The 11,775-nt window shown below is 67.9% G+C and carries 11 protein-coding genes; 5 read left to right on the top strand and 6 right to left on the bottom strand.

Annotation, left to right across the window (positions count from 1 at the left end; translation table 11 throughout):
• Positions 1-292 precede the first annotated feature (292 nt).
• The gene (locus ALI144C_RS45335; protein WP_076993419.1) at positions 293-1,195 is read left to right on the top strand and encodes a hypothetical protein; all 903 of its coding nucleotides are present in this window, start codon (positions 293-295) and stop codon (positions 1,193-1,195) included.
• A 165-nt stretch (positions 1,196-1,360) separates the two neighbouring features.
• Here ALI144C_RS45335 and ALI144C_RS45330 read toward each other — a convergent pair whose 3' ends face one another.
• Entirely contained in the window at positions 1,361-2,308 is a 948-nt protein-coding gene (locus ALI144C_RS45330; protein ID WP_143231252.1) for a chitinase, read from the bottom strand.
• Between the two features lie 190 nt (positions 2,309-2,498).
• Between ALI144C_RS45330 and ALI144C_RS45325 the strand changes: the two genes are divergently transcribed.
• From ALI144C_RS45325 to ALI144C_RS45315, 3 genes are read left to right on the top strand one after another with little or no spacing between them, the layout of a single operon-like run.
• Positions 2,499-3,176, top strand: coding sequence for a polysaccharide deacetylase family protein (locus ALI144C_RS45325; protein ID WP_076993418.1), 678 nt, complete (start codon positions 2,499-2,501; stop codon positions 3,174-3,176).
• Between the two features lie 7 nt (positions 3,177-3,183).
• Complete coding sequence (locus tag ALI144C_RS45320) at positions 3,184-4,086, top strand: glycosyltransferase family 2 protein (protein WP_076993763.1); 903 nt, start codon at positions 3,184-3,186, stop codon at positions 4,084-4,086.
• Positions 4,083-5,081, top strand: a complete 999-nt coding sequence (locus tag ALI144C_RS45315; protein WP_076993417.1) for a GNAT family N-acetyltransferase — start codon at positions 4,083-4,085, stop codon at positions 5,079-5,081. The genes ALI144C_RS45320 and ALI144C_RS45315 overlap by 4 nt, the downstream gene beginning before the upstream one ends.
• A gap of 16 nt (positions 5,082-5,097) precedes the next feature.
• Here the strand turns inward: ALI144C_RS45315 and ALI144C_RS45310 are convergent, their stop codons facing one another.
• The 5 genes from ALI144C_RS45310 to ALI144C_RS45290 all read right to left on the bottom strand — a co-directional run bounded on the left by ALI144C_RS45310 (position 5,098) and on the right by ALI144C_RS45290 (position 10,860).
• A complete protein-coding gene (locus ALI144C_RS45310; RefSeq protein ID WP_076993416.1) occupies positions 5,098-6,411 on the bottom strand; it encodes a UDP-glucose dehydrogenase family protein in 1,314 nt (437 codons plus the stop codon).
• A gap of 10 nt (positions 6,412-6,421) precedes the next feature.
• The gene (locus ALI144C_RS45305; RefSeq protein WP_237774618.1) at positions 6,422-7,663 is read right to left on the bottom strand and encodes a glycosyltransferase family 4 protein; all 1,242 of its coding nucleotides are present in this window, start codon (positions 7,661-7,663) and stop codon (positions 6,422-6,424) included.
• Between the two features lie 169 nt (positions 7,664-7,832).
• Positions 7,833-8,669 carry a glycosyltransferase gene (locus tag ALI144C_RS45300; protein ID WP_168211512.1) on the bottom strand — a complete coding sequence of 279 codons (837 nt, stop codon included), beginning with the start codon at positions 8,667-8,669 and terminating at the stop codon, positions 7,833-7,835.
• An 8-nt stretch (positions 8,670-8,677) separates the two neighbouring features.
• Positions 8,678-9,649, bottom strand: a complete 972-nt coding sequence (locus ALI144C_RS45295; RefSeq protein WP_076993414.1) for a PD40 domain-containing protein — start codon at positions 9,647-9,649, stop codon at positions 8,678-8,680.
• Entirely contained in the window at positions 9,646-10,860 is a 1,215-nt protein-coding gene (locus tag ALI144C_RS45290) for an MFS transporter (protein WP_076993413.1), read from the bottom strand. Before ALI144C_RS45290 ends, ALI144C_RS45295 begins: the two co-directional genes overlap by 4 nt.
• Before the next feature lie 173 nt (positions 10,861-11,033).
• Here ALI144C_RS45290 and ALI144C_RS45285 point away from each other — a divergent pair, with 173 nt between their 5' ends.
• On the top strand, positions 11,034-11,774 hold the full coding sequence (locus tag ALI144C_RS45285) for a hypothetical protein (RefSeq protein ID WP_076993412.1): 741 nt from the start codon (positions 11,034-11,036) through the stop codon (positions 11,772-11,774).
• Position 11,775 lies beyond the last annotated feature (1 nt).

Below are 11,775 nucleotides of genomic sequence, written 5' to 3'. Positions count from 1 at the left end.
ACAGGTCGAAGCGGTTACGCCATCCGGCGCACTGTTTTCTACAGCTTCTGAGGGTACGTTGACTACCCCTGATCGGATGCACCCGCATTGACAACGATTTGACCAGCGAAAACTGCGGCCGTAGCCGTCACGAGGCTCCTGCTGGTAGGTCACGCCACGCGCCGCCAGCGCGTCTGTAGCGATGGTCTGGCCCGTTGAGCAGCGCGCGCAGCAGGTGTCCGAGTTCTGTTTGTGACCTAGGAAGCACAAATATCGTCCGGTGTGAGCGGTCTGTGCACCATAGGCTGACTTTGTGGGAAGTCTGCTATGGCTGGCGCTCGCTCTGGCGGTCGCCGGTGCGGTGTTCAACGGGCTCGGGGCGTTGTGGCAGAACACCGCTGTCCGTGACAAGCAGAACGGCAAGCTCGTCAGCCTCGCCTCGTTGCTGGACCTGCTGCGCAACCGCCGCTGGCTGTTGGGTCAGTTGGCCGTCGTGATCGGCAGCGCACTGCACTTCGGCGCGCTGGCCTTCGCACCGGTCACGGTCATCCAGCCGATCGGGGTGCTCGGCATCGCGGTGACCACGGTCGCCACCGCTCGGCGCGACCGCGTGAACCCGTCGATCGGCACCTGGCTGTCGCTGGCCGCGATCGTGTTCGGCGTCGGCGGCTTCACGTCGTTGGCCGCGTCGAACGCGCAGGTCACGCGGGTGTCCGACGAAACAGCCGTCCTGATCGCCATGATCGTCGGCCTGCTGCTGATGGTGCTCGGCCTCGTCGGCAGCATCGGGCACGGGCTGGTCCGCTGCTTGGCGTTCGCCGCGGGTGGAGGGGTCGTGTTCGGGTTCGCGTCGGTCGTGATCCGGCTCGCCGCGCTGAGCCTCGAGCACGGCAACCCGGCCGACTTCCCGACCGGCTCGCTGATCGGCGCCGTCCTGTCCATCCCGGTCGCCGTGTGGTTCATCCAGCAGGCGCACGCCAGCGGCCCGCCGGACCTCGTGGTGGCCGCGCTGACCCTGGCCGACCCGATCGTCGCCATCGGCATCGGCTACGTCGTGCTCGGCGAAGGCGCGAAGACGTCGACGGTCGCGACGCTGGCCGAGGGCGTGTGCTTCCTGCTCGCCGCGCTCGGCATCCTGATGCTTCCGAAGATGCGCAGGAAGGCCGCTGACAAGTCGGCCGCCCGCTCACACGCGGCCCAGTATTCGGAGAGCTGACGCGCCTCGCGGGAACGGCGCTGCGAGGGCAGCGCCGTTCTCCGTCGAGCACGGGCATGACCGGGTCCAGGCGGCCGAGGTGGACCACTTCCCCGCCGACTCGCGAGTCCCGGTCGTGCTCGGCGATCCTGGCGACGGCCGGTCCTCAGGACGGGTGCGGCGGGCTCAGCCGGTCACCGTCGCGTTGGCCTTGGTGAACTCCCACTGGCCCTGCGGGATCCCGCCGCAGTTGTTGCAGTCGCGGTTCAGCGCCCAGAAGGAGACCCTGGCCAGGTGGACCGAGTTGGCCCAGCTGACGATCGAGCGGAAGTTGGCCGCGGTCACGATCTCTCCCGTGTCGGTGCGGCCGTTCATCGACGACAGGCCGGACCGGCGCCACGCCGCGTCGTCCGTCAGGCCGTAGACCGACTTCACCTTGTCCTTCAGTCCGGTCACCGAGGACTTGGTCATCGCGACCATGTCGCCGCCCGAGCTGAAGTTGAACGGCATCACCGTCCACACGTCGACGGGGGCCGAGAGGTCCTTGGCCCGCTGCACCAGCCGGTTGCCCCAGGTGTCGAGGCCGCTGACCAGTGCGGGGATCGTGATCACGATCTTCACCGACGGCCGCTGCTCGCGGACGATCTTCAGCGCGTTCAGGATCTTGTCCTGCACGGCCGCGTTCTGGAACTCGTCGGTGTTCTCGATGTCCAGGTCGATCGCGGTGAACTTGCCCGCGTCGATCACCTTCACGTAGGCGCCTGCCAGCGCCTGCGCCGTCGAGCAGTAGGTGCCCAGCTTGTTGCCCGACCAGCCGCCGATCGACGGGAGGGCGTCGCCGCCCGCCGCCCGGATCTGGTTGACCCTGGTGATGTCCGCGCCGGTGAGGGGCCTGTTGCCGTCCCACATCGGGTTGCAGGTGCGGTTGGACAGGATGAACGCCAGCGTGAAGGCCTTGATCCCGGTCTGCTGCATCACTGTCACCGGGTTGGGCGGGCTGCTCCACTGGTACAGGTAGGGCGAGGCCAGGATCGGGTTCACCGCGGCGTTCGCCGCGCCGGACGAGGGTGGTGCCAGGCCGACGGCCATGCTCACGGCCGTGGCGGCGACCAGGATTCGCCGCATGATTTTCATTTGTCCTCCAGCAAGCAGGGTGTGCGGAGTCCGCTCCCGGGCGTCTCTGGCGGCAGTCAACGGACCGGAAGCGACCGACTACGGTCGGCACCATTGACGGTGGACTAGACCAATAGCGGCTGTCAAGGGGTAATACCCGGCTCCCCGATCCGATACCCGAGTGGACAGCTCGCCGCGAGAAGGGCACCCGATGCCAGCAAAGGTCATCAACCTCACCGTGCACGGCATCGGGAAACCGTCGAGGGACCTGGATCCCGGCGAGGACGGCACATGGGTGACCGTCGAACAGTTCGAGCAGGTCGTGGATGCCGTCGTGGACCGGCCGGACGTGCGCATCACGTTCGACGACGGCAACAGCTCAGACGTCGAGATCGCCTTGCCCCGCTTGCGGGAACGCGGCCTGACCGCCGAGTTCTTCGTCCTCGCCGGTCTGCTCGGCGAACCGGGCAGACTCGACCGGGCCGACGTCCGCGAACTGCTGGCCGCCGGGATGCGGATCGGGTCGCACGGCTGGTCGCACCGGGACTGGCGGCGGGTCGGCTTCGACGAAGCGGTCGAGGAAATGGTGACAGCGCCCCAAGTCCTCGCCTCGATCACGGGTCACCCGGTCACCAGGGTCGCCGTGCCGTTCGGTTCGTACGACCGACTGGTGCTGAACCGGTTGCGCCATGCGGGCGCCGATCTGGTCTACACGAGTGACGGCGGCGCCGCGGCGCCGGATTCGTGGGTGCAGGCCAGGACCAGCCTGCGGCACGACATCGATCCATCGTGGACAGCCGACGTGCTCGCCGGGCAGCCAGGGGTGCGCCGGGCGGCGCGGCGATTGGCCGCGGGCATGGTGAAACGCACTCGTGGCCCGGGGCGATGAGGTGGGCGTGAGAGTCGCCGTCGTCATTGTGACGTACAACAGCGCGGACGCTCTCGGTACCTGTCTCGCCTCCTTGCCCGCGGGGCTCGACGGGGTCGAGGTGACCGAGATCGTCGTCGCTGACAACGCTTCCCGTGATTCGACGTGCGAAATCGCCAAGAACTTCACCGAACTTCCAGTCCGCGTGGTGGACATCGGCCGCAACGCGGGGTATGCGGCCGGGGTCAACGCCGGGATCGGTGCACTGGGCACGTACGACGCCGTTCTCGTGATCAACCCGGACGTCCGCGTCCGGCCCGGCGCGGCCGCCAGGCTGGCCAAGGCCTTCGACCGTCCGGGCGTCGGGATCGCCGCCCCCAGACTGGAAAACCCGGACGGCAGCCTGCAGCCGTCACTGCGACGTCCGCCGACTGTGCGGCGCGCGTGGGCCGAGGCCGTGATCGGCGGCACTCGCGCGGGCCGGTGGGGAACTCTCGGTGAGCTGATCACCGATCCGCGCCGGTACGACGTTCCCGGCCCTGCGGCGTGGGCAACGGGTGGCGTGCTGATGCTGTCCGCCGAAGCGGTCCGCCAGGCAGGCAAGTGGGACGAGACTTTCCTGTTGTACGGCGAGGAAACGGACTTCGCGTTGCGGGCCGGTCGGCTGGGCCTGATGACGTGGTACACGCCGGACGCCGTCTTCGAGCACGACGGCGGCGAGTCCGGGACCAACCCGATGCTGTGGGCGTTGCTGACCGTCAACCGGACCACGGTGGTCCGGCGGCACTACGGTTTCCTCGCGTGGGCCGGGTACTTCGCGGCTGTCGTGGTCGGCGAGGCAATCCGGGCGCTGGCAGGCAGGCCGACCGCCAAGGCCGCGTTGACGGCGTTGCTGAACCCGTCGCGACGGCGGAGGGTTCTGCCGCAATGAGACTCGTGCCGTTCGGCGCACTGACCGGTGACGACTTCGCGACATGGCGATCGATCAGGGCCAGTGATTCCCGGTGGGACAGTCCGTACTTCACCCCGGAGTACGTCGGCGCCGTCAACGCCGGACGGCCGGTCGACGTACTCGTCGGTGACGGATTCCTGTGGCCGCTGCACAAGACCGGCAGCTCGGCGCGTCCGGCCGGGTCACCCGGCGCGGACTTCCAAGGACCGGTCGTCGAACCGGGCGTCCGGTTCTCGCCCAAGGCGGTGCTCGCCGCGGCCGGTGTCCGGTCGATCGCGTTCGACCACCTGCTGGACGGGTACCGGGACCTGGAGCCGTGGATCGAGCAACGGCGGGTCTCGCCGTTCATGGACATCTCCGGTGGACTGGACGGCTACCTCAAGCGGGTGGACAAAAGCGGCCGGGACAAGATGTCCGAGGCGCGCAGGCTGACCAACAAGGCCAACCGCGAACTCGGCGAGGTCCGCTCGACCGTCCAGACCGACGTGGGGCTCGACCAGGTCATCGCGTTGAAACGCGAGCAGTACGCGTCCACGGGCGCGAAGGACCACTTCGCCGATCCGGCCAACCGCGAACTGCTGCACCGGCTGATGGCATCGGACTTGGGCCTGCTGTCCACTGTGTACGCGGGGCCGCACCTGCTCGCCGCGCACTTCGGGATCCGCGCCGACGGTGTGCTGCACTGGTGGTTCCCGGTGTTCGAGCGGAAGTTCGGCTCGTACTCGCCCGGGTGGGTCCTGCTGCGCGAAGTCGTGCGGGCCGCGCCCCAACTCGGCATCACCCGGATCGACCTCGGCCGCGGTGAGGACGAGTACAAGCGGCGCGCGATGACCGGTTCGTCCACTGTGTGCATCGGGGCGATCACGTCGGGGCTGGGCACCTCGGCCCGGCGGTTGCGCCGAGCCGCCGTCGACGCCGCGAAGTCGTCGCCGATCGCCCCCCAACTCAAAGCAGTCCTCCGCAAGTTCCGCTGAAAACCCCGTGAGAGGGTTAACGGCCTAGGCCGGTCCAGGTGAAACCGGCGCGGCGCAGGGTGTCCTTGTCCAGCAGGTTGCGGGTGTCGACCACGATCGGACTGCGGACCGCCGACGCCAGCTCGGACCAGTCGAGCGTGCGGAACTCCGGCCACTCGGTCAGGATCACGAGCGCGTCCGCTTCCTTGCCTGCCAGGTACGGGTCGTCGACCACGGTCACCGAGCTGATCTCCGGGCGGAGATTGTCCGACCGCACAGCGGGGTCGTACGCGACGAGCTCGGCACCTGCCTGACGCAGCAAGGCCGCGACAGCCAACGCCGGGGAGTCACGCAGGTCGTCGGTGTTGGCCTTGAACGTCAAACCGTAGATGCCGAGGCGCACGTGTGACAACGAGCCGCCGCGCTTGCCGGTCACCGCGAACCGGATCTTCTCGACGATCCGCTGGCGCTGCCGTTCGTTGGTGTCGATCGTGGCCCGCAGCAGCCGGAACTCGAAGTCGGCCGCGTCGGCGACCTGCAGCATCGCCGAAGTGTCCTTCGGCAGGCAGGAACCACCCCAGCCGGGGCCGGGTGACAGGAACGCCTGGCCGATCCGGCGGTCGTACCCCATGCCCTCGGTGACGTCCGCGATGTTGGCGCCAAGGCGTTCACATAGCTCGGCCATCGCGTTCACATAGGACAGTTTCATCGCCAGGAAGCAGTTGGCCGCGTACTTCACCAGTTCCGCGCTGGCCGCGTCGGTCAGCACCGTCGGCGCGCCGAGGCGGGCGTACAAAGCGGACACGCGCTCGGCGGCGTCCTGCTCGTCGGAGCCCACCACGACCCGGTCGGGGTTCAGGAAGTCCTCGACCGCCGTGCCCTCGCGGAGGAACTCGGGGTTGCTGACCACCGACACGTCCGAGCGGTTGAGCAGCTCGATGGTCCGCTGCGAGGTACCCACCGGGACGGTCGACTTGTTGACGATCACCGTTCCCGGCTTGAGCAGACCGCGGACCTCGTCGATCACCGACTCGACTATTGCCAGGTCCGCCACACCGCCGACGCCCATCGGCGTCGGCACGCAGAGGTAGACGATCTCGGCGCCGTCCTCGTGTTCGGTGATCGCGGTCTTGGCACCGACCACGAAGGACAGCCTGCCCGCTGCCAGCCCCTCGGCGACCAGCTCGGCCAGCCCGGGTTCGAGGATGTCCACCTCGGCCCGTCTCAGCCGTTCGATCTTCTGCGGATCCACGTCACCGCAGACCACCCGGTGGCCCAGTGACGCGAGGCAGGCACCGGTGGTCAGGCCGACGTAGCCGGTACCGACCACCGCGATGCGTCTGGCGAACATGTGCTGCCTTTCAGACAACGGCCGGCCGTGACGGCGGCACGGAGAGTTCCGGGGCAAGGCCGGACAGCGATTCGTAGACCCCGACGTACGCCTCGGCCTGCGGCCGCCAGTCGAGCACCTGCTCGGCTCGCGCACGTCCCGCCCCGCCGAGTTCCTTGCGCCTGGCCGGGTCGTCGAGCACGTCGACGACCGCCTTGGCGAACCCGTCGACGTCGCCGGGTTCCAGGTACACCGCGCAGTCGCCGCCCGACACGACCGTCTCGGTGAGACGGTAGGCCACGACGGGCAGCGCGTACGCCATGTACTCCATCGTCTTGTTCATTGTGGACACGTCGTTGAGCGGGCTGAGCGGGTCGGCCGAGAGCCCGAGCGACGCGGTGGACAGGTAGTCGGCGATCTCCTTCGGCCCGACGCGTCCGGTGAACGTGACGTAGTCGTCCAGGCCTAGTTCGGTGCACTGCTTCTTGAGGTCCTCGAGGCAGTCGCCGAACCCCATCAACGCGAACTGGACGTCCTCGCGGCCGTGCTCCTTGACCACTTTGTGGGCGATTTCGAGCACACCGTCGACCCCGTCCTGCGGGCCCATGATCCCGAGCCACGCCACCAGGTGCTCGCGACCGTTGCGCAGCTCCGGCTTCGGCTCGCCCGGCTTCATCGTGGAGGTGTCCGGGCCGGACCGGACCACGGTCGTGTGCTCCGGTGGTACACCACCGCGTTCCCACGCGATCCGCTGGTAGGACTGGTTGGTCGAGATCACCCGGTCCGCGGTGTGGAAGGTCCTGCGTTCCAGCCAGTACAGCCCGGCGAGCTGGACGCGGGCGGCCAGCCCCTTCGGCTCGCCGAACCGCGAGCGGAACACCTCGGGGTTGAGGTCGTGGTGGTCGAACACGAACTTGACGCCACGGGCGCGCCACAACCGGGCGAGCGCCCAGTACGTGTCCGGCGGGTTGCAGGCCTGCATCACGGTGAAAGGCTGCCTGCGCCAGGCTTTCACCGTCAGCCGCGCGGTGCGCAGCCAGCAGTAGACGAATTCGAGCAGGTAGCCGAGCGCGCCCTTGGCCTGCGGCGGCGGCGCGTACTTGTAGATGTGGACTCCGGCCAGCTCCTGGTACCCGGGATCGTTCGGCCCTTTTGGACAGATCACCGATACGTCGAAACCGGCCGCGGTGAGCGCCTGGCATTCCAGCCAGACCCTGCGGTCCAAGGGCACCGGCAGGTTCTGGACGATGATCAGCACATGCCCACGGTTCACCTTGGTGTCCTCTTCCTCAGTTCTGGCCGACATTCCTCATGTCGTCGCGGAGAGGGCCGGGGTTACCGCTTTGGCGAAACAACAGCAAATGCGTCCGTTCGGGCAAGTAAGCGACTCACCCTCGCCGGCGGGAAACTGTTAATTACCTTTGCGGGATAGGCAGAATGGCCTAACGAGAACTGCGATCGGCCGACCACGCGGCATCGGTGCGACGGATCCTGCGCCACCGCGCCACGACTTTGTCGGCCAGCAGAACCCCGAGGAAACACAAGGAATCCAGTACGCGGACCTGTCGCTGCCGAACCAGCGTTGCCAACTGGCCCATTCCGATCGGCGCCTCCTCGGCTTTGCGCCCCAGGCGATCCAGCTCACGGTTGCCCAGCCGGACCCTGGCGCGCCTGCGGATCACCGCGCCGACCGTGCGGGCGGGGCGGACCACGGACCGCGCGCCCTCGACCGACTGGCGCTCGCTGGCCGAGAACGAACGGTGCACCCAGCCGTCATCGGACATCACGACCGGCAACGGGAACACCCGGCCGTGTCCTTCTTTGCTGAGCATGTACGCCCCGGCGCCGGACAGTCCACGCCGCCCGGCGAGCAGCCGGTCGAACACCCGGTGGAAACGGGACGCGACACCGGAAACACCGTTCAGGTCGTACACGGGCACGGGTGAGCACGCCAGTGCGCCGCGTTCGATGGCGGTCAGCATGCGGCGCAACGAAACCATGTCGATGTCGACGTCCGCGTCCAGGTAGAGCCGCGGAAAGACCCTGCACTCCGCGTCACCGAGGCCGAGCGCGTGCGCCTTGCCCGCGACCGGTGTCTCCACCACGCGGGCCCGCTCGGCTCTGGCGATCTGCGCGGTCCGGTCCCCGCACGCGTTGGCCACCACGATGATGTCCAACTCGCCCGGCTTCGCCCCACTGGTCAGCGACCGCAGACACCGCGCGATCACTGCTTCCTCGTCGTGTGCCGCGATCACGACACTGACCACAGGTTCGCCCACAGCCTCCACTATTTCACCGATACCGGTGAAGCGGCGTTATGAATCTCGGCCTTGGCCGGAGCCGACCCGTCCGCGGGCACGAAATAGACCGCGGTCCGGGGCTCACCCTTGACCGCGCCGAACGCCAGGGTGCTCTCGTCGAGCCAGACGGCCTGGTCGTCGATACCGGACGTCTCCGGCAACGTGATCTCCTTGTTCGTGCGCAGGTCAAGCACGACGAGGCTCCACTTGTCCAGCGGTGTCGGGCGCTTCTTGTACGCGACGCGGGTGCCGTCGGGCGAGAGCGACGGGCATTCGGCGTTCTGCCGGACACTCCGCGCGGTCTTCGCCGTCAAGTCCCCCTTGACCAGCCAGTTCAGGCCGCCGGACGCCAACGTGGCGTAGAACGTGTTGTCGTCGGCGGCGACCGTGATGCCCCAGTAGTTGACATCCGCGGCCTTCAGCGGCCGGTTGTTGACCGTGGCGTCGAAGTGCTCGATCGAATCGGTGACCGCACCCGTGCGCAGGTCGAGAAAGCCTGCTCGGGTCGAGAACCCACCGGGCACGGTGTACGAGTCGCCCGTGACGAAGGAGGTCCACGCCACGATATTGCCGGACGCCGACACTCGAGCCCGGCTCGGGATTCCGGGCAGCGGAACGGTTTTGACAACACTGTTATCGGCGTTGAGGACGGCGGCCTCATAGGTGGGCCCCGGCCCGGCGAGCCGCAGGCACACCGACGTCCCGCCCGCGCGGTGGAACCGCTGGCAGCGCAGGCCGCTGGCGATCCGCTGCCCATCGGGTCTCAGGGTGGTCACCCGGTCCTGCCCGCCGTCGAGGTCGATGTACACGACGTCGCCGATCTTCGGTGCGGGCGCGGCCTCGCTCGCCGCCGGCTGCCGCACCGCGATATAGGCGACATACCCGCCACCACCCAGTACGAGGAGCACGATCGCGATGACACCGACCAGCACCCGGTGCCCGGACACCCAAGCCTTCAAGCGGACCTCACAAGCAACGCGACCGCGACCAGGGCCGCGATCAGCACGGCCACCAACGCGATGACAACGCTCGACATGGCCATCCCGGCGAGCATCACCCCGAACACCACCGATGACAGCATCCGCGTCAGGGCCTGTCCGGTTTGGATGGTCGCCAGCCCGGTCGCCCGCAGGTCGGCTGGCACGAACCCACTGGCGTACGCGGACAGCACACCGTCCGTACAGGCGTAGAACAGACCGTGCGCGGCCAACGCGATCCCCACAGCGAGGAATCCACCATCCGGGACGAGCAACATCGCATATGTGACAAGCAGCAGCACGTGCCCGGCGAAGAACACTTTCCAACGACCGAACCGATCGGCCATTCGGCCTATCGGCGCGGCGCCGAGCAGGAAGACAGCGGCGGTCCCCAAGGGCAGCAATGGCAGGAACCCGACCGGAATGTCCGAAACCTTCTGCAGCACAACGAAGACGAACGCGTCGCTGATCGTGACGAGCCCGAGCAGCGCGGCGGCGATCGTGGCGCGCCGGAACCGCGCGTCCCGTAACAACCGCACGCCCGCCTTCAGCGAGACCCTCGACCGGTTGACCTTCGACCGCCGCTCGCGCACGAAAGTCAGCAGCACCACCACACCGATCGCGGCGAACACGAAGCTGACCACGAACACCGGTCCGGCCGCGGTACCGATCTGGCTCAGGATCAGGAAAGTAAGCAACGGACCACAGAGCGCACCGACTGTGTCCATCGCCCGGTGCACGCCGAACGCGGCACCGAGCTGATCCGGCGGGGTGGCCAGTGAGATCAGCGCGTCCCTGGGAGCGGTCCGGATCCCTTTGCCCGCGCGGTCAGTGGCGAGTACTCCGCCGATCCCGAAAGCGGATGCCCCGACCACCGGGAAAACCAGTTTGGTGACGGCAGAAAGGCCGTATCCGAACAGCGCAACGAGCTTGGGCCGACTGGTCCGGTCGGAGACGAAACCGCCGACGAGCCGGAGAACCGCCGTCGCACCGGTGTACAACCCGTCGAGCAACCCGAACTGCACGTAACTCATCTGCAACGTGTAGATCAGGTAAACGGGCAGGAACGCGGTGACCATCTCGGCGGAGATGTCGGTGAGCAGACTGACCGCGCCCAGCGCGAAAACGGTTCCGGGCAACCGGCCGGAAACCTTCGGTGTCCTACCTGGACTGCGCGTCGAGGCGACGTACACGGCTCGCCACCTCTCAGCCAGGGCCGGTCACTGCCAACGACATCGCCGGACGACCACAGCCCGTTAGCCAGTGAACTGTGCCTGTGAGGGGGATTGCGGCGCGTAACGCGAGACCCGGTCACGCAGATTGCTCGAGAAGAGAAGCACACGGGCTGCCGCCGATCGGGGACGAGATGGACTTCTGGAAGACGATCAAGGTGCTGCTGCGCCGTTGGCGCGTCGCGGTGCCGGTCTTCGCCGTCTCCATAGGTCTCGCGGCCGGTGTGTACATGACGGTGGACACCGAGTACGAGTCGAGCGGCACCATCGTGCTCACCTCCCCGACGGACGGGCCGCGGGTGGCCGCCGAGCAGAGCGGACCGGCCGATCGGGTGAACCCGTTCCTCGCGTTCGATGCGAGCTTGAACACGTCCGCGACGATCATCATCCAGAAGCTGCAGGACCCGACGGTGCAGGAGCAGTTGGTCGGCGGCAACAAGCAGATCGGGTACGAGATCGGCAACGGCCAGCTGACCGGGCCGTTCATCGTGGTGGTCTCGCTGGCGCGCACCCCGGACGACGCCAAGAACACCGTCGCCAAGGTGCTCGACAAGGCCCGTGCCGAGCTCAAGCAGAGCCAGGAGGCCCTCAAGGCCCCGGCTTCCACGTTCATCACACCCGTCGACATCATCGCGCCGACCAACGCGGAGCCGAAAACCGGCGGCAAGGTCCGGTTCGCCGCCGTCGCACTGGCACTCGGCCTGATCGCGAGCCTGTCGTCGGCGTACGCGATGGAGAGCTTCACCCAGTCGCGCAAGAAGAAGCGCAGCCGGGAACGCGCGCAGCAGGAATGGCAGCACCAAGGCTCCTTGGAGCAGAACGGATCCTCGGGCGAGACGGCGCGGATGCACCCTGTCACGCAGAAGCCCGGCTAAC

Origin of the sequence: Actinosynnema sp. ALI-1.44, from assembly GCF_001984155.1 — a bacterium.
Classification (GTDB): domain Bacteria; phylum Actinomycetota; class Actinomycetes; order Mycobacteriales; family Pseudonocardiaceae; genus Kibdelosporangium.
Note: the sequence above shows the minus strand (reverse complement) of the source record. Positions and strands in the feature narration are given on the sequence as shown.